Origin of the sequence: Enterococcus sp. ARL09-542, assembly GCF_005234805.1 — a bacterium.
Taxonomy (GTDB): domain Bacteria; phylum Bacillota; class Bacilli; order Lactobacillales; family Enterococcaceae; genus Enterococcus_D; species Enterococcus_D gallinarum.
In genome coordinates this window covers 117239-135320 of record NZ_QPQX01000003.1, presented here as the reverse complement: position 1 = coordinate 135320, position 18082 = coordinate 117239, and the positions used below count along the sequence as shown (strand labels likewise).

Genomic DNA, 18082 nt, shown 5'->3' with positions numbered 1-18082 from the left:
TTAGGAGGCAATTCTTTGAATTATTTTATTCCCGATTGGACGACCAGCAGCGGCAATTTAGAAAGTGACTACATGATGAATGTCATTCAGCTTTTCAAGAACAATCGAGAACCGTACCACTTATTGTTATTGGAACATATCCCGTTTTTGCGCTATAAAATGCATGCGTATGGGTTAGAAGCAGCTCAGATGACTTCGCTTTACGATCGCTTGCAAGATATTCACAAGATCAATGGGTTTCCTTTAGATGTAGATGACTTGCCTCTTTCTCACAATGTGGAGAAAGTCTATACGCCTTTTGGTATCACGTTGATCAAGGAAGATCAACCATTTGGTGAAATTCGTTTCAATGCTTTTGGCTTTGCGGAACAAATGTATTTAATGACGGACCCTTACCGACAAATTCTCTTCTTCGATGATCGAGGATTTATTTCTGCAAAATCATTGCAGACAGACAATGGGGAACAAGTAAAGAGGATTTACTATAACGAATCGGGAATGGAAAAATGTGTGGAATACTTTGGAGAAAATCCGCATGTTGAGCTGATTGATTCTCAAAGAATTGGACTAAAGAAAAGTCAGTATCGAAGTATGGAGGATCTTCTCTTAGAAATGATGAATCAATTTCAATGGAATAGTGAATCCGAAGATCAACTGATCTGTTTGGCAAATGAGCGGAATCTGCGATTGGTCAAAACGAATGAGCAACGAAAGCGAGTGATTCAGATCGTTTCTGATGCTCACCAACTTTCAAAGTGTGCACCAGAGGAAAAAGCAGAATTGTGGGCAGCCGAAAATAAAATTATTACTGATTCCACTAGTAATCAAACAGCGCTCTTGTCTTTAATGAGACTTTCCGGTGTCAATGACCCATCTCGTATACAGCGCATACCTATTTACACAACTTCTTTCCATCTAGGCAATAGCAACTCCATTCCGCAGCTGGTTCTTTATTGGAACGCCGGTGAGCTTAATGAAGACGTTCTGAGAATCCATCACTTATTGCTGCAAAAAGTCATTCAAAATGATCGTTATGACTTAATTATCGAAACGACGACATTCCAAAGCGAAGTCGTTTTACGTGAAGCACAAAAAGAAATGGTTGATACTCACTTTGGTGTCGATAGTGAATCTGAGGAGTATCAGAAGGTACTGAAGTATTTTGAAGCAAAAAAAGCCAAGAAGTTATTTAAAACAGATGAAGAGGCGATTGAAGAGATTCGAGAAAGCGAAAACTGGAGAAATCTGGTAGAAGCAGTTGATGTCAACTTCAGGATTCACTTTCGATTGGATTCTCACCTCACGACGATTCGACAGGATTTTAATGAGACACGTTTGTATATTGATTTGTCTGCTGAAGTTGATGTGCAGAAACAAGCATTGGCAGTAAGCGCAGGAATTCCTCAGCTCGTTCGGAAGAAAACCGATTATGTTGATGACCAAAAGAATGGGCAAATCATTGGTCAAATCAGAGACCTAGATCCAGCAATTGCTTTTTATATGGATGATTTAAACAATTGGAACCAAGCACTAGTAGAAAATATCAGTTATATTGAACGATTTAGCGAAGAAAATGTCATCAAACAATGGAGGGATCTGCTCTATGGCGTCGTCTAAACAAATAAAGATATTCCATATTGCGGCTGCAGCTGTTTCTTCAGAGTGGCAAAAACAGCTTTCTTCTTTGTTTGTTTATCAATGGCTTCCGTTAGCCTATGATTTCAGAAAAGATGAGCAGGAACTGCAGCTGTTCGAGAAAGACAAATATAACAGCAAGTACCATCGAGCCCTTTTTCTACTAGAGAAAGATGCGTTGATTCTTGAAGACAAGGAGCTATTGGAACAACTGCCAGCCTATCAAATCTTTTACGAAAAAAACTGTCAGCTGTCTCCCGAAGTTCAAGCGCTCTTCACATTAAAAGCAGCAAAACTGTTTGATGAACAACAGTTGGAAAATGTTTTTAGTAGCATCAATGAACAATTTTCAGCGAAGCAGCAAGGATATAAGTTATCGATGGATCACATGAAATTTAATAAAGATGTATCGTTGCAAATCACTAAAGAAGGACATGCAGCTTGTCAGGTAAAGGCACAATTGACACCAGATTATCAGCAAATCACTACTTGGAAAATGACGAACCTGATCCCTAAAGAGGAACGGACATGTTTTTATCCCGAGATCGCAAATATCCAAGGAGAGGCGATACTGAAGATCAAACTTTTTTTCATCAAAGAAAACACAAATCAGGTCATTCAAGTGATTGAGATCGCCCACGATCGCATCATAAATGGGGATCCGATTTACTTCAAATTGGATCAACAGGCATACATCAACGTCTCATTGTATGCCAAAGGAAATCAAGGACAATTTACGATCGGACAAATGCACTTGCGACGAGCAATGGCAGATGAAAGTGTCATGATTCCAGGGGGCGGCCGGATCCGGGATGATGAGCATCTGGGCGGAGAAGTGATCTATTACTTTAATCCAGGAGACCTAAAACCTCCATTAGCGGTTTATTTTTCCGGATATCGCTCTGCTGAAGGATTCGAAGGACGTGGAATGATGGGGAGCATGGGCTGTCCTTTTTTGCTGATTGGTGACCCCCGTCTAGAAGGAGGAAATTTCTATCTAGGCAGCCAGAAATTTGAACAAGAAATCGTAACAATCATATTAGAAAAACTAGCATTGTTGGGATTTCAAAAATCGGATCTCATTTTGTCTGGATTGTCGATGGGCACTTTTGGCGCTCTTTATTATGCGAGTGATTTGAGTCCAAACAGTGTCATCGTGGGGAAACCGTTGACGAATCTTGGATCTATTGCACTCAATGAACGCATCAATCGGCCAACAGGATTTCCAACTTCATTGGATATGCTGCTTTACAATATTGGCTTTGTTTCAGAAGAAGCAAGTAGTCAATTGAATGGACGTTTCTGGGAAAAGTTTAAAAGTGGAGACTACAGGCAAACGACATTTGCTATCGCCTACATGAAACAAGACGATTATGACATGGAGGCATTTCCAATGTTATTTGAATTTCTAAAAAACAATTTTCCCATGACTCGTGTTCTATATAAAGGCATGATCGGCCGTCATAACGACAATAGTCCCGCTATCAACAATTGGTTTTTGAAACAATACAAGAATATTCTTGTGCATACATTTCATCGGAATATCAAGAAAATTTTATAAGAAATGGGGGAGTCGATGAATCGCATGTACCGTATCAAGTGGGGGATCGACTTTAATGATAATTACAATTATGGCGCAAAAATAGCCTACACATCCTCTGGTGACGTCGCTTATTCTTCACCTCTGATGCCTCCTGGCGTCAGTATTAAGTCCTGGTATTCGAAAACAGAATTTCACAGTAGTCGAAAATCACCTATGTTGCCGATGTTGCTGCCTGGACACGAGTACGAGTTATCACTTCATGCTGAATTCGATCGTAAAGAAGCAGTCCAGCTGCTGGTGGAATTTTTTGATAAAGACGGCTTTTTTCTTGAAAAACTGGTCTTCGAAACAACTCAAGAGAGCTTCCGTTTTCCACAAAACGCCACTGATTACCAAATTCATATGGTAAACAAAAAGCACCAACAGATTCTTTTTAAGGAATTGGTTTTATCTACTAAGGAGAACCAAGCTTTGGCGGTGGTTCCTATAGGAGCAAACTCAGGAGCAAACATTGTTGCAGTTACTCCGTTGGTGGGGGAAAGTGCTGCATTATCGGTCGTATTCGAAAAACAGAATAGTTATGTCAAAGAATATTCACTTCCTGATTGTGAAGCGGGATTATTTATTGAACCCGGTGTTACGGCTGCTTCATCGTTTTTGGAAGTTTTGCTTGAACAAATCTATCAGCGAATCGATAATCCTGATCAACTCACCCTTAAAATGGGACAAAATTTTTCTTTACTGGAATCCTGTTATCACGATGATTTTTCTATACTGGCTTTATTATTTGCAAAACCAAACAAAGAAACTGAGTCAACTGAGCTTATGCATCGTTTGCAGAAAAAAATCGTACTTAATCGAAGGGCACTGAATGTATTAGAAAATTTAAAAGAAAATAGAAAAAAATCAACCTAAATAAAAGGGGGACATCATGAATTTTTTTGTAAATAAAGCAATGGGAATCGGCAATTCTGGTGTGGAACATGCACAGTTCTACCGTGCTGCTTGTTTTGATAGAAAAAATATTCCGTATAAATATATTTTTATGGAATTAGTAAAGAATCTTCATGAAGCGATGGCAGCTTGGAAGATACCAGACAATAAAGTCATCTCCATGTGGGAATATTTTGCCCTAGAAGGTGACTATTTAAGACAAGGAGCTAAAGCGAATTTTACCGCGAAACAGGATCTCTTGGTAGACGCCACGAACACGCATAGGATTAAAGAAACCATCACATCATCAGGATTGAAAATCGTTGAGCACATGGAAAAATCCCCTAGCCGAAAAAAAGAAGGGTTATTGCTAGTTTCAGATTATCGGGTAGAGATTTTTGACTATCGAACGAATCAAAGAAAAATCATGTACAGCTATCGCAATGATCCTCATCGAGGAAGAGTGATGACGAATATTCACTTGTTTGCTTTTAAGGGCAAACATCGCTTCTTTAGAAATGAAGTCTTGCTGCAACGCTTTTTCTTTAAACAATTGATGGAAGAGTTCCCAGAAACCAAAACTATCATCATTGATCGAGGAGAAGAAAGTGAGGCCGCCTTATATGATCATTGTCCTCCAGAAATCAAATTGATCGAAATAGTACATGCTGATCATTTATCTGATCGTGATGTACCTCGTGCGCCTCTTTGGAACAATTATTATGAATATGCATTGACGCATTTAGAGCAAGTTACTCACATCGTTGTTGCGACAGAATTGCAGAGACAAGATCTACTGATCGATTTTCCAAACGAATCCGAAAAAATTGTGACGATCCCTGTGGGGGGGATTCGCGATATGACAGAAGAATCATTTGAAAAAGGCAAACAACAGGCGGAGAAGTTTGTGACGGTCTCTCGCTTGGCATCTGAAAAGCACATTGATCTTGTGATACGTGCAATTGCTGCAGCAAAAAAAGAACATCCAACGCTCTCTTTAGATATCTATGGTCAAGGCGGAGAAGAAAGCAAGTTGAATGCAATAATCAAGGAGCTAAATGCAGAAGAATATATTCAATTAAAAGGCCACTCCCATGCGATCAATGAGGTATATCCCAATTACGATGCCTTTATTTCTGGCTCTTTTTCAGAAGGATTTGGATTGACCTATATCGAAGCATTGAATGCGGGATTACCAATTGTGACGTACAAGGCACGTTTTGGGGCGATGGAGTTGATCAAAGAAGGGGTCAACGGGTATTTGAAAGACTTTTCCAGAAATGATGATACCTACAATGTCCAGCAACTAACAGAAGGAATTCGTCAGTTAGTCGCTACTGATTTAAACCAACTTAAAGCCAACACCCGCAAGTCTGTCCGGATGTTTCAAGACTCGATAATTGCAGAGAAATGGAGTGAGTTGATCGATGCATTATGAATTAGTCACTGTGATCCGACCCAATGACCGGATATGGATGACACAAAAATCACGAATCAAAGAAGGAAACCAAGTGTTGTCTATCTCACCAAGTCCAAATTTTCAAGCGATGCTTCAAAAAGAAGCGGTGCAGGGAATAAATATTTTAGATCAAGTCACACAACGGAGCCACGATCCAGAAACCTTTTTATTTTTTAACCAAGTCCCAACGGCTTATTGTACAGAAGTCTATATGAACGAAGATCGTACCATTTCGTTGATTACAGACGGGGATGAAATAGGCAAAGTGAGCTTATACCCTATGACTAGAAGACATGTCAAAGAGGTACGGTACTTCTATCCGGATGGTACGATAGACTTCATTGAAGAATATGCCGCTGACGGGAAATTGTTCTCAACTATTTATTATTGTAACGATCAGGTCCAAGAGATTGCTTTTTTCAATGATCAGCAGCAAAGCATCTTGAATTATTACTTTTATCAGGGAGCAATCAACTTGGTCACGATTCGTGATACTGCAACATTGAAGGTAACCCAGAAATTTAATACAACACTTGATTTCATTCGGGAACAGTTAGCTTTGCGGTTAACAGAAAATGATACCGTGGGAATTTCATACATGGGATTAGAATTGTTCGCTTTAGCAACATCTAATTCAAGAAATACCCTGTATCTAGAAGAGTCGCCTCTTGATGGCAAAGGGAATATCAAAGGAAATTTAATGAGTATTTTAGATGATCACATCCCTTACATCCATAGGGTGGAAGTGGATCAGAAGAATTATCAACTATTGGCAAATAAGAATGTTTGCATGGACAAAGTTGTCTTGAAAGGATGAAGACGAAATGAAGAAAATGAAGGTCAATGAATTGTATGAGCAAATCATGTCATTAATCAAAGAAAACAGCGGATCCATGCTCTCTTTTGAGAATGAGCAGGAGGAAGCAAAGCGCATCCTGCATCAACAAAAAGAATTGATTGATCAATTGATTCAGATCAATCAAGAGATGAAAGCAATGATCAATAAGTCAGAAAATGACATCGATCTAAATGAGATCCAAGCGTTAAAAAAACAATTCAATGCGTCTTTTGAGCAGCAACAGGAAGAGCAAAACAGATTGCAAATGATTTATGAAAAACTCTTTTCTGCTTACGAGGTTGAAAAGCAAATGCTTCGGACGTATTTCTTGAATGAAACCGATCAGATCATTGATATGTTGACCTCAACCGTAGAAAGACAGGATAGCGAAGTGAGTCAATTGAGTCAAGAGCTGATTCATGAATTGCGTTCATTAGAAGAAACAGAAGTAGAAGCTAATACAGGTGCAGAGGAAAACGAACCAACAGAAAACGTTGCAGAAATGAGTGAGTCGCTATAGCTGGCAACTGATCAAATCCAATAGTTAAACACTGTATTCTTCATAGTTGTTAGCTGGAAATAAACTGGGGAGAGGTGATTTCGTTGGCAAATAATCAGTTAGATAAAACGATTCAAGCAGGATTTCAAGAAGAACGAGAAAACGTAAGAGATCACTCGGAAGAGAAAAAAAAAGGGAAAGCTGTCACCATCGTGCTTTCCTTGGTTATGTCGATCGTGATCCTTGGATCGTTGGTCTATTCTTTGTTGGAAGCATTACAGAAGTAAAAATTGGAAATAGGTCCTGCATTTTAGAAAAAAGGATTTGAAAAATATGGAAACTAGATTACTAAGCGTTTGTCGATTAATCAGTACGATCAACCCAGACTTAAAGATACCTGATACATCAGTAGTTGCTGTCAATATTGATCGCGAGAAATTAGAAGAAATCCGCAAATGTAAAGGTCTATCTGTTAAGTCTTTTGAAAGAAAGATTGGGTTATCTTGCTCACGATACTATAGGTGGGTACAATATGAAATCGACCTGCCTTTCGAAATGGTTGTTGGAATCAAGAAAATGTTGAGCATATCAGATACCGAATTGTTAGACATGTTTGCTATGTCAACAGATGAACAACTTCATCTATTAAGTGTACTGATTTATAGCTCTTTATCAACGAAAGAGGACATGTTCGTCACCTTTCTCAAAGTCAGAAAAGAGTTAGAAAAATTTCGTCCTGCTACTGAGGATAATGTGATGTTTAAACTTATGCTGGCCTATTCTGACCTCGTGTTCGGCTGTATGAACCAGAAAGTCCCACAAGCAAGTTTAGAGATGCTTGAAACATTTTTTCTCGGAACTGATTTTTATACATTGTTTGATAGTCTCTTATATTTGGCTACGTTGCGCATCAAACATCGCTATGGATTGCAATCCTCTTCTTTAGAAAAACAAATGTTTCTGTTAGAAAGCTGTCTATTAAAGAAAATAAATGCAACTGACTTTACTGAACTGCGACCAGTTTTAGTAGGAGCCGTATTGGATTTGTCGGAATGTTTGGTAGATATGCAACGCTGTGAAGATGCCATTCAATTGCTTCAACATGCGAGTCGTTTAATGGAAGAACATTGGCATATTGATGTCTACAATCAAACGGTTCTAAAGCTAGTCAAATATCTGATCCTTACAAGGAATACTTCGCAAGAAGATCCAGCTGTGCAACTGTTTTCCAAAAATTTGAAAGGTGCAGAATGGTGCTTACCAAAAGATGAAGTGATGTTTGTGCGAGCAATGATGGAAAAGGAGATGGGGCAAGCGTGAATCGGTGGGTGACGACGATCATTGAATCGAATGCAGCAGATTCAGTCAAAAAGGCGAAAGCAGATGTTTGTGACATTGCCAAGGGGATGGATTATCAGCCTTTATATATTTATCGTTATATCGATGAGAATGAAGATGATTACGCACTTACCTCGAGGATTGATGGCATTACAGCTGGTGTTGCCAATCAAGATATGGTGGTCTACCAATATCCAAGCTATAATGGTGCCCATTTCGATCGGATGTTTTTACAAAGAATGAAGCAAAGAGGGATCTATACGATCTTATTCATCCATGATGCTGAGATGTTGCGAGGGAAAGTCGACTTTGATGAAGCTGCTCTTTTCAACGAAGCCACATTATTAATCGTTCATAGTCAAGCTATGCAGACAGCTTTAGTCGAACGAGGAGTGATCCGAAAAATGGTCCAAAAACCGTTTTTTGACTATCGACACAAGGAAGTAAGTGTCAGTCATGAGCGGCCAGAAAAACGAGTTGTCTTTGCAGGGAATTTAGCAAAAACCCTTTTTTTACAGCAATGGCCCAATCGCACTGAAATTCTCGTATATGGTGAAAAGAATGATCGCCCTTTTGGCGCAAATGTCCATTATTGTGGTGTATTTGAGCAAGAAGAATTGATTCGCAAGATGGAGAAGAATGGCTTTGGTCTTGCGTGGGATGACAAATTGCCAGCTGGTGGTGACTATCAACAGTACACGAAGTATAATGCGCCTCACAAAATTTCATTGTATCTCTCATTAGGCATCCCTGTCATTGTATGGCAACAAGCAGCCATAGCAGAGATGGTACAGAAACTAGGACTTGGGATTGTTATCGCTGGGATTGAAGAAATTGACCATAAATTAGGTGAGTTAACAGATGAAGAAATGCTGCGAATGAAGAACAATGTTCTTTCATTTAGTTGCTTACTGCGATCGGGAATATTTACTAGGACTGCACTAGTGGATTCAGAAGTAAAAATACTCCTAAACAAAGGGGCAAATCAAGAATGACACAATCGATGATCACAAAGAAATTATCCGCAATCGTCCAGATCAGCGAGCTAGACCAGATGCTAGCAGAGATGAATCAAACGATCGAACAACGGGATAGTAAAATTGAGCGATTAAAGCAAATGATCTCAGAAAAAAAACAGTCCACCATTGGGTATCGCGATTTTTTTATTCTGAAGAACTGTCAAGATGAGCTGAGAGATCTCTGTCAAAAAATTGACTTGCAGCGGGTCAAAGTCAATGATCTTTTGGAACATGTACGCAATACAAAAGCGATTTTCAACGATTTGTTTTTTTTAGAAACAGAAGTCAACGAACAGGCGAAGAAAATACAAGAACTGTCAAATGCATTCTTTATTCAAGCGGAGACAAAAGAGTAGCGGCTGAAACAACAACAGAATGTTTGGGGAGCAAGAAATCATGACAAATAGGGAAGTTAGGAGGATTAGTGTGGACAAAATCATTGCATTAGACATTGATGAATTTCGAGTAGGCGTCGTTGGCTATGGTTATCAAGATGTCAGAAGTTCTGTTTATTCAGAAGTCAAAAAAAATAATCTGCAGTATCTTTTAGGAAAGAATAATGAACCGACCCACTCCAAAAACAAAGTTGGGGAACGAATTCTTCTCGGGGGAAGCGAGCAAGAAATTACTTGGGGCTTCGACAAGTTATATAGTCGACGTTCGAAGGCTTACCAAACCTTTGGAAATCCATTGGCAGCCATTGGAGACCAAAATTTTAAGACATATATCAAAACGATACTTTCTTATTTAGTAGAGAAGAGAACCTTGCTTTTCACTGAAATTGCAAAGGATTGCTTTAGCTGCTCATTGTGCATTGGCGTAGCAACAGAAAGTTTTGACCAGCTGGCTGAAATCGAGAGGCAACTGGCAGATGAATTCGAGACAGTCGTTAATGGTACCCACTATCGGATACGAATCGAACGAGTAAAACTGATTCCCAAATCGCTGGCTGTGATTTTTGAAAGTAGGCGAAACGATATTCATTTAATGTTAGGCGTTGAAGAAATTCTGGCGGGATTGACTTATGTGTTTGAGATTAATGATCATTATCTAACTTGTGACAGTTATGAAAATGGCGAACTGATCAAAAGTACAAAAGTTACAGACGGCTTGTATGAATTAGCCGGCAACGTGGTACAAGCTTACCAAGAAAATGAGGGAAATCATCCCACGCCAACTTTTGATTTGGATGCTGGGGTAATCTACGATATGCTGGTCACAACGAAGAAGAACAATCCATTTATTGTGACGATCAATGGACGTCAGACCGTCGATTTAACCGAAATCGTTAAAAAAGAGCTGACGGCTTTGACGGATCAATTCATTGATTATGTCAATAGTGATCAGGATGTTCAATATGCGGATACAATACTGATCCGGGATATTTCTGCAGGAACGATCAATGAAAACACAGTGAATCAGGTATTAGCTAAAATGGGGCTATCTTGTAAAGTGTTTAATAATAAAAATGCGCTGGGAATGTATTTATTTGGGGAATTGTTCTGGCAAGACCAACCGAAGACTTCGGCTGATCGCTTTGAGGATAGCCGTCCATCAGCTATGAATCATGGTTTTTCAGAACCGGAAGTGCGTGCAGAATCTGCACCAATCGAAGAGTACGTCGAATCAACTAACCAAATTGATTCCGAGCTATCAGAAGTTACCGAGCAAAAGAGTCATTATCGAAGCTCATCTGTGGAAGCAATTTTTGCAGAACAGTCAGAATTGCTTAAATTCTTGATCAATGATGACAAGGAGCCTTCCATTTAGCAATGAAAAAGAGAATTTTGATCGATAAACGATCAAGATTCTCTTTTTCTTGTGGTTGGATTTTTTTGCTTAAATCCGATACTCGAATAGGGCAAGAATTGGTCATCGGCAATCATCTATCAGCCAAACTGTCGCAGATGAATGAAGGATCATTCTGTGCTTTAATCTTCTTCGGAGGTTTACTCCTTCTGATTGCTGGTATCTTCAGCTACCGTCACCGTAAAAAAAATCTTTGGGGAAAATCAATTTATCTGGTTCAGAAATGTTTTTTCTCAAAGGTTTTTGATTACTGGTTATTTTATAAGGACACCTAAAATCTGTTTAAATTTTTGGCTCATTTGTTGTGCAGATGGTACACTAGAGTCAAGGGAGGGATCCTATGCTTTGGCTGATAATTGTACTTATTGGACTGATTGCTGGGTTATACTATATTTACCGAACTGCAGTCCTAAAAAAAGGTGTACGTTATTTTGTATCTGCTCTGATCATGCGCAATAACCATTGGTATGAAAAAGAAGGCAGAAAACAACTTGTTCCTTCGGGACAGCGATCACAGGAAGCACCTTCAACTTTCTGGCAAGAAGGGTCCGAATGTACCCTTACTGCAACGGATGATGTTCTGTTACATGCACGGGTCTTTGATCAGTGTGCCAAAACATGGGTGATTTGTCTTCATGGCTATCGCAGTTCTGGACAAGTCGATTGTCAAGATGCCGCGGAACGCTTGTGGCAAGCCGGACACAATATCTTAGTGCCAGATCTTCGCGGACACGGGCAAAGTGAAGGGCTTCAAATCGGGTTAGGCTGGTTGGATCGCTTAGATCTGATTCTCTGGATCGAGAAATTAGTTGAAAAAGATGCGCAATGCCAGATTTTCTTGTATGGTCAAGGGATGGGGGCCGCAACAGTCCTCTTAGCGAGTGGAGAAGTATTGCCTATTCAAGTTCGAGGATTGATTGCAGACAGCAGCTATACCTCGATCTATAGTTTGATACGAGCCAATTTACCGCGTCTTTCTGGATTACCCGTCAAACGGTTCCTGCGTATGGCAAATCGTTACAGTAAACAATTAGTAGGGTACCCATTTCTACAGATCTCTGTCACACGCCAACTAGGCAGTAACCATTTACCTGTTTTATTTTTACATGGTTCTGAAGATCCATTTGTCTCAGCAGAAGAAACAGACACATTGATGGAAGCAACTGCTGGGGAAAAAAAACGAGTCATTTTTCCAGAGATGGGCCATCTTCAAGCGGTCACAGAAAGTCCAGAATATTGGCCGACTATTCTACAATTTATCCAGGCAACAGAGTAATAGTGCATTTGAATTTTTTTAACTAGAAAGGAATGTGAAAAAATGGAAATCAAAGAAGAAAACAAACGTTTTGCCTTATACGATGACGGCAAGGAAATAGGAGAAATCACCTGGCAAGAGGCGCCAGACGATGTGTTGGTGGTTGATCATACATTTGTTGATTCTGCGTATCGCGGTCAGAAGTTAGCACAAAAGTTACTGAATGCGGTGGTAGAAAAAGCGCGCCGCGAAGATCGAAAAATCATGCCAGTTTGTTCATTCGCTGTCAAAGAGTTCAAAGAAAAATCAGAATATGATGATGTATTGGCTCGCTGAATTTCGGTAGAAAATGATTGAGACAACAGTCGTGCAACAACGATCTTTATGTTGCTGTACGGCTAGTGTCTTTTTTTGTTCCGGGATTTAGTAGTTGTCTTGTTTGGATGCAGGGAACATCGCCATAGCATCAATAAAATATACTGGAAAAAAGGTCCCGAATGTGGTAAAGTTAAAAGGACGATTCTAGCAAGCAAGGAGGAGCTATCGTGTACAATATATTATTAGCAGCAGTGATTGTGATTTCTGTGATCATGTTTATTACGATTATGATGCAACCAAGCAAACAAAATAGTGCTGCCAGCGCGTTTACGGGTGGAGCAGACCAATTGTTCGGTAAACAAAAAGCGCGTGGATTTGAAGCGGTAATGCAACGTTCAACTGCCATTTTAGGCTTTGTATGGATGGTCTTGCTATTTCTTTTGGCCTATTTGTCATCAAAATAATTGGATGAAATTTGGAACCTCTCGGCTGCGAGGGGTTTTTTCTTTGCCAAAAATCTTATGAACGCATTTATCGTTGAAATCATCGAACTATGGTAGAATTGGACGTGAGGTGAAACGAAGAAATGAAGAATTTTAACCAACCAAAACCAGTGTTTTCTCCCCACGGAGATCGGGCAGTGATTTTGTTCCATGCTTATTCTGGTAGTCCCAATGATGTGCGGATGCTTTGCCGGTTTTTAGAACAAAAAGAGTATACTGTTTATACACCGATGTTTTCGGGTCATGGGACAACAAACCCTGAAGATATTTTGAATCAAGGAATTCAACAATGGCGAGCAGATGCCAAAGCAGCGATTGAATTTTTGAAAGAAAAAGGTTACCAAAAAATTGCTGTGTTGGGATTGTCAATGGGAGGCATCTTTGCCATGAACAGTTTGACACAAGCGGAACCTGCGCTAATCGGTGGTGGGCTATTCTGTTCACCGCTCTTTGAAACAAAGAATGATGTGCCGCGAAATTTTGAAAAATATGCAGAAATGATTCTGCAATACTCTTCTTATTCATCCGAAGAGCAGCAAATGATTTTGGCTCGCGTACCGCAACAAGTCAGAGATCAGCTGCTAGAAATTGAATCGATTGGGCAAGAAACAGCAACTAATCTTGACACGATCGATGTGCCTGTTTTTCTTGCACAAGCAGGAAGAGACCGTATGATCGATCCCCAGACGGTTTTTCGCACAGCAGCAGCATTGTCTCATGTGCCCTACACATTACAGTGGTATCCACATAGTGGACATGTAGTGACTGTCGGCCCAGAACGAAAAAAATTAGAACAAGATGTTTGGGCTTTTCTGGAAAGCCTCGCTTGGGAAGGGTAAAAAATGAAAGAGACGATTAGAACAAAAATTATTCAGTTCATGGAAGAAAGCCGCAAGAAAAGCTTTTCCATGGAAGAAATTGCCGAAGCATTGCAACTGCAAAAAAGCGAGGATTTCAAAAATCTTGTTCAAACAGTAGCCGCAATGGAACGAGAGGGGAGCATTCTCTTCAATAAGAAAGGCAAAGTCAAATTGCCAATGCAGCGAGTCTTAGTTGAAGGAACATTCCGAGCAAACGAACGAGGCTTTGGATTTGTGAGTATCGATGAGGAAGAAGAAGACATCTATATTCCTAAAGAATCGACTGGCTATGCGATGGATGGAGATACAGTTGCTATCGACATACTTCATGCTGCTGATCCTTTTTCCGATAAAGGGGCAGAGGGCAAAGTCGTTGAAATCCGCAAACGGGCAGTCACACAAGTTGTCGGTGAGTTTACACTCTTTGATGAAGCGGAGATCCAAGAAACAGACCTCTATGGAGTCGTTCAGCCAAAAGATAAAAAAATGAATGAGTTAAAAGTATTCATCGGTGCAGAAGGCGTTCGTCCGGTAGATGGCAGCATTGTGATCGTTGAGATCACTCACTATCCGGAGAAAGGCTACTCTAAAAGCTTAGAAGGACTAGTCAAAAAAGTAGTTGGTCATAAAAATGATCCTGGAATGGATATTTTGTCGATCGTCGTAGCTAACGGCATTCCGACAAAGTTTGAAGAAGCAACATTAGCGGAAGCTGATGCAGTTCCTGATGCCATTGATCCGGCACAATTCCCAGAACGTCGTGACCTGCGGGAACAATTGATTGTCACGATCGATGGGGCAGATGCGAAAGACCTTGATGATGCGGTCACCGTTCGTAAATTAGCCAACGGCAACTTTTTCTTAGGGGTCCATATCGCAGATGTTTCTTATTATGTGACAGAAAACAGTGCCCTAGACAAGGAAGCTTTTGAACGAGGCACCAGTGTCTATCTGACCGATCGGGTCATTCCTATGATCCCTCAGCGGCTGTCAAATGGTATCTGCTCACTGAATCCTCACGTTCCGCGGTTGACAATGAGTTGTGAGATGGAAATCGATTCTTCAGGTAAAGTGATCAAACATGAGATTTTTCAAAGCATCATTCAAACAACAGAACGAATGACTTATCAAGCAGTAAATGAAATCTTGGAAGACCAAGAGCCTGAGACAATGGCGCGTTATGCCTCGCTTGTTCCGATGTTTAAGGAAATGGCTGAATTGCATCAAATCTTAGAAGCGATGCGCGTTCGGCGGGGGGCAGTTTCTTTTGAGGATCGTGAAGCCAAAGTATTGGTTGACGAAGCAGGGCATCCTCAGGACATCCTTCTTCGCGAACGAGGAGTTGGCGAACGATTGATTGAGTCCTTTATGCTGGCTGCTAATGAAACAGTGGCAGAGCATTTCAACAAACGTCGATTGCCGTTCATTTATCGGATCCATGAAGAACCAAAAGAAGAAAAAATGCGGCGCTTTTTTGATTTTGCTTCTGCGTTAGGAATTGTTGTCAAGCAGACAAAAGGCTCCATCACGCCCAAAGATCTACAAAAAGTCGTGGAAGATGTTGCAGATAAACCTGAAGCGATGGTGGTCAACACCATGCTGTTGCGAAGTATGCAACAAGCAAAATATTCTGAAGATAACTATGGGCATTATGGACTGGCTGCAGACTACTATACCCACTTCACATCACCGATCCGCCGATACCCCGATTTGATCGTTCATCGGCTGATTCGTTCATACAGTACGGATCCGTCAGAAAGCAATCAAGAAAAGTGGGAGCAGAACCTTCCAGATATTGCTTTACACAGTTCACAAATGGAGCGAAGAGCAGTGGAAGCAGAACGTGAAGTAGATGCTCTTAAAAAAGCTGAATTTATGGCCGATAAAGTAGGAGAAGAGTTTGACGGGATTATTAGCTCAGTAGTAAAATTCGGACTTTTCGTGGAGTTGCCGAATACCATCGAAGGGTTAATCCATATTACTGCATTGAAACAAGATTACTTCCATTACTTGGAAAACCACCTCGCATTAGTAGGTGAACGTACTGGGCAAACGTTTAAGATCGGACAAAAAGTTCGCATCAAAGTGATCAAAGCGGATCCAGAGACTCGCGAAATCGATTTTGAATTGATTGAAGCAGAAGAAGTCGTACGAATCCAACAGCCTAAAAAAAAGCAAAATAAAGAAAACAAACAGCGAAGACAAACCTCAGATCGACAGAAAAAAGAAAATTTACGGGGAAAATCTCCTCGTAAAAAGAAAAAAAACGGAAATTCAAAAAAGAAACCTTTCTATAAAGGAATTAAGAAAAAGTAGGAGGGATGACCGTTGCCTAAGGGAGAGGGCAGACTAATTGCCCAAAACAAAAAAGCTCGTCATGACTACACGATCCTTGATACGATCGAAGCAGGGATCGTGCTGCAAGGGACTGAGATCAAATCGATCCGCAACAGTCGGATCAATCTAAAAGACGGCTTTGTTCGTATCCGTAATGGAGAAGCCTATTTGTATAATGTTCATATAAGTCCCTATGAACAGGGGAACATTTTTAATCATGATCCTTTGCGTACAAGAAAATTGTTACTGCATAAAAAGCAGATTGCTTGGTTGATCGGTGAAAGTAAAAATACAGGAATGACCATTGTTCCGCTAAAAGTTTATATCAAAGATGGTTATGCCAAAGTTTTGATCGGCTTAGCCAAAGGAAAACGCGAATATGACAAGCGAGAAACCCTAAAACGAAAAGATCAGGAACGGCAAATTGATCGTGCTCTTAGAAACTTTTAATCTTCTAAGAAGTTCTTTTAGAATCATTTAAAGTGTATTGCTTTGAGATTAGGGAAAAATTTGGTAGCATTTAAGGCAAAGGTACTGATGTACCAAGCTTTTCATGAAATTTCACGACAGTGTTTCAATTAATTTTTTTTCGAATTTTGGCAGAAAAACTTTTTTGTCTAATTTTCTTGAAAATACTTTGAAATTTTCTTGTCGTGGTGGTATGATACCGATTGTTATGAGAGGAAACGCATTGTAACACCAGATATTTTCTGGAGATGACAGGAAAAGAGGTGAGAAAGATTGGATGAAAAATCGCTTATGTTTCACATCGGTCCGATTTGGTTTGATGGAACTGTAGCAATGATGACAATCATTTCTTGTATAATTGTTTTTTTGGTGGTGTTCATTTGTACACGAAATTTGCAAATGAAGCCAAAAGGGAAGCAGAACTTTATTGAATGGGTCATTGATTTTGTTCGCGGAATCGTAGCTGACAATATACCAGGATCGCAAGTGAACAACTTTCATTTGCTGGGTGTAACAATGTTTCTTTTTGTGTTTGTGGCGAATGAAATTGGGCTGGTCACAAAGATCGTGACAGCTGATGATGTCTCTTTATGGAAGAGTCCCACAGCGGATCCTTTTGTCACCTTGACACTTGCACTTATGGTTATTAGTTTGACACATTTCTTTGGTATCAAAACGCTTGGTTTCAAAAACTTTATGATCAATTCTTACTTGAAACCAGTTGGTTTCTTATTACCATTGAAAATTATCGAAGAATTTACAAATGTTATTACTTTGGGCTTACGGCTTTATGGGAATATTTTTGCTGGAGAGGTCTTGTTAGGGTTGATAGCGAATATGTTCACAAGTCTAGGTTGGTGGTCATTGCCTATCGCGATGCCGCTTGAAATGATTTGGATTGGCTTCTCATTGTTTATAGGCGCCATCCAAGCCTATGTATTTGTCACATTGACCATGGTATTTATGAGCCACAAAATCGTGGCGGAACACTAATCAAAACAAACACTTTTAGGAGGAAAAACAATATGAATTTCATCGGAGCAGGATTAGCAATTATCGGAGCAGCAATTGGTGCAGGTTATGGTAACGGACAAGTAATCGCCAAAACGATCGAATCAATGGCACGTCAACCTGAAATGTCAGGTCAATTACGTTCAACAATGTTTATCGGGGTAGCGCTAGTCGAAGCTGTGCCTATTTTGGGGGTAGTTATCGCGTTGCTATTAGTCTTCCAAGGCTAAACGTGAAAAAGGCAGAAACGAACAATG

At 40.1% G+C, this 18082-nt stretch carries 20 protein-coding genes; all 20 read left to right on the top strand.

Going from position 1 to position 18082, the window contains the following annotated elements; genetic code table 11:
* Positions 1 to 15 precede the first annotated feature (15 nt).
* Positions 16 to 1617 (top strand): accessory Sec system protein Asp1, encoded by a 1602-nt coding sequence (gene asp1, locus DVW06_RS04645; RefSeq protein WP_237440909.1) that lies wholly within the window; start codon positions 16 to 18, stop codon positions 1615 to 1617.
* On the top strand, positions 1604 to 3196 hold the full coding sequence (gene asp2, locus DVW06_RS04640) for an accessory Sec system protein Asp2 (RefSeq protein ID WP_005471824.1): 1593 nt from the start codon (positions 1604 to 1606) through the stop codon (positions 3194 to 3196). Before asp1 ends, asp2 begins: the two co-directional genes overlap by 14 nt.
* 15 nt (positions 3197 to 3211) lie before the next feature.
* Positions 3212 to 4093, top strand: coding sequence for an accessory Sec system protein Asp3 (gene asp3, locus DVW06_RS04635; RefSeq protein WP_137264454.1), 882 nt, complete (start codon positions 3212 to 3214; stop codon positions 4091 to 4093).
* Positions 4094 to 4109: 16 nt separating this feature from the next.
* Entirely contained in the window at positions 4110 to 5549 is a 1440-nt protein-coding gene (locus tag DVW06_RS04630) for a glycosyltransferase (RefSeq protein WP_003127567.1), read from the top strand.
* On the top strand, positions 5539 to 6387 hold the full coding sequence (locus DVW06_RS04625; protein ID WP_003127568.1) for a DUF2963 domain-containing protein: 849 nt from the start codon (positions 5539 to 5541) through the stop codon (positions 6385 to 6387). Before DVW06_RS04630 ends, DVW06_RS04625 begins: the two co-directional genes overlap by 11 nt.
* 7 nt (positions 6388 to 6394) lie before the next feature.
* Positions 6395 to 6928 (top strand): hypothetical protein, encoded by a 534-nt coding sequence (locus tag DVW06_RS04620; protein ID WP_003127569.1) that lies wholly within the window; start codon positions 6395 to 6397, stop codon positions 6926 to 6928.
* A gap of 83 nt (positions 6929 to 7011) precedes the next feature.
* Positions 7012 to 7194, top strand: coding sequence for a hypothetical protein (locus DVW06_RS04615; protein ID WP_005471830.1), 183 nt, complete (start codon positions 7012 to 7014; stop codon positions 7192 to 7194).
* 46 nt (positions 7195 to 7240) lie between these two features.
* On the top strand, positions 7241 to 8227 hold the full coding sequence (locus tag DVW06_RS04610) for a helix-turn-helix domain-containing protein (RefSeq protein WP_137264453.1): 987 nt from the start codon (positions 7241 to 7243) through the stop codon (positions 8225 to 8227).
* Positions 8224 to 9240 (top strand): sugar transferase, encoded by a 1017-nt coding sequence (locus tag DVW06_RS04605; RefSeq protein ID WP_003127573.1) that lies wholly within the window; start codon positions 8224 to 8226, stop codon positions 9238 to 9240. The genes DVW06_RS04610 and DVW06_RS04605 overlap by 4 nt, the downstream gene beginning before the upstream one ends.
* Positions 9237 to 9620, top strand: a complete 384-nt coding sequence (locus DVW06_RS04600; protein WP_137264452.1) for a hypothetical protein — start codon at positions 9237 to 9239, stop codon at positions 9618 to 9620. The genes DVW06_RS04605 and DVW06_RS04600 overlap by 4 nt, the downstream gene beginning before the upstream one ends.
* Positions 9621 to 9690: 70 nt before the next feature.
* Complete coding sequence (locus DVW06_RS04595; RefSeq protein WP_005471836.1) at positions 9691 to 11034, top strand: hypothetical protein; 1344 nt, start codon at positions 9691 to 9693, stop codon at positions 11032 to 11034.
* Between the two features lie 2 nt (positions 11035 to 11036).
* A complete protein-coding gene (locus tag DVW06_RS04590; RefSeq protein WP_029487190.1) occupies positions 11037 to 11348 on the top strand; it encodes a hypothetical protein in 312 nt (103 codons plus the stop codon).
* A gap of 65 nt (positions 11349 to 11413) precedes the next feature.
* A complete protein-coding gene (locus tag DVW06_RS04585) occupies positions 11414 to 12349 on the top strand; it encodes an alpha/beta hydrolase (RefSeq protein WP_137264451.1) in 936 nt (311 codons plus the stop codon).
* Between the two features lie 12 nt (positions 12350 to 12361).
* Positions 12362 to 12664 (top strand): GNAT family N-acetyltransferase, encoded by a 303-nt coding sequence (locus DVW06_RS04580; protein WP_225585961.1) that lies wholly within the window; start codon positions 12362 to 12364, stop codon positions 12662 to 12664.
* 209 nt (positions 12665 to 12873) lie between these two features.
* Positions 12874 to 13110, top strand: a complete 237-nt coding sequence (secG, locus tag DVW06_RS04575; RefSeq protein ID WP_137264450.1) for a preprotein translocase subunit SecG — start codon at positions 12874 to 12876, stop codon at positions 13108 to 13110.
* 122 nt (positions 13111 to 13232) lie between these two features.
* Positions 13233 to 13988 carry an alpha/beta hydrolase gene (locus DVW06_RS04570; protein WP_137264449.1) on the top strand — a complete coding sequence of 252 codons (756 nt, stop codon included), beginning with the start codon at positions 13233 to 13235 and terminating at the stop codon, positions 13986 to 13988.
* A gap of 3 nt (positions 13989 to 13991) precedes the next feature.
* Positions 13992 to 16325, top strand: a complete 2334-nt coding sequence (gene rnr / locus DVW06_RS04565) for a ribonuclease R (protein WP_137264448.1) — start codon at positions 13992 to 13994, stop codon at positions 16323 to 16325.
* A 12-nt stretch (positions 16326 to 16337) separates the two neighbouring features.
* Positions 16338 to 16796 carry an SsrA-binding protein SmpB gene (gene smpB, locus DVW06_RS04560; RefSeq protein WP_137264447.1) on the top strand — a complete coding sequence of 153 codons (459 nt, stop codon included), beginning with the start codon at positions 16338 to 16340 and terminating at the stop codon, positions 16794 to 16796.
* A 291-nt stretch (positions 16797 to 17087) separates the two neighbouring features.
* Entirely contained in the window at positions 17088 to 17807 is a 720-nt protein-coding gene (gene atpB / locus DVW06_RS04555) for a F0F1 ATP synthase subunit A (RefSeq protein ID WP_003127582.1), read from the top strand.
* 32 nt (positions 17808 to 17839) lie between these two features.
* Positions 17840 to 18055: an ATP synthase F0 subunit C gene (gene atpE, locus DVW06_RS04550; RefSeq protein WP_003127584.1), complete on the top strand. Its 216-nt coding sequence runs from the start codon at positions 17840 to 17842 to the stop codon at positions 18053 to 18055.
* The last annotated feature ends 27 nt before the right edge of the window (positions 18056 to 18082 follow it).

Coding starts and splice junctions, on each gene's coding strand:
- DVW06_RS04620 (WP_003127569.1), top strand. CDS start 6,395: ATGAAGAAAATGAAGGTCAATGAATTGTATGAGCAAATCATGTCATTA.
- DVW06_RS04585 (WP_137264451.1), top strand. CDS start 11,414: ATGCTTTGGCTGATAATTGTACTTATTGGACTGATTGCTGGGTTATAC.
- asp3 (WP_137264454.1), top strand. CDS start 3,212: ATGAATCGCATGTACCGTATCAAGTGGGGGATCGACTTTAATGATAAT.
- DVW06_RS04600 (WP_137264452.1), top strand. CDS start 9,237: ATGACACAATCGATGATCACAAAGAAATTATCCGCAATCGTCCAGATC.
- DVW06_RS04610 (WP_137264453.1), top strand. CDS start 7,241: ATGGAAACTAGATTACTAAGCGTTTGTCGATTAATCAGTACGATCAAC.
- DVW06_RS04625 (WP_003127568.1), top strand. CDS start 5,539: ATGCATTATGAATTAGTCACTGTGATCCGACCCAATGACCGGATATGG.
- asp2 (WP_005471824.1), top strand. CDS start 1,604: ATGGCGTCGTCTAAACAAATAAAGATATTCCATATTGCGGCTGCAGCT.
- rnr (WP_137264448.1), top strand. CDS start 13,992: ATGAAAGAGACGATTAGAACAAAAATTATTCAGTTCATGGAAGAAAGC.
- atpE (WP_003127584.1), top strand. CDS start 17,840: ATGAATTTCATCGGAGCAGGATTAGCAATTATCGGAGCAGCAATTGGT.
- DVW06_RS04630 (WP_003127567.1), top strand. CDS start 4,110: ATGAATTTTTTTGTAAATAAAGCAATGGGAATCGGCAATTCTGGTGTG.
- DVW06_RS04570 (WP_137264449.1), top strand. CDS start 13,233: ATGAAGAATTTTAACCAACCAAAACCAGTGTTTTCTCCCCACGGAGAT.
- DVW06_RS04590 (WP_029487190.1), top strand. CDS start 11,037: ATGAAAAAGAGAATTTTGATCGATAAACGATCAAGATTCTCTTTTTCT.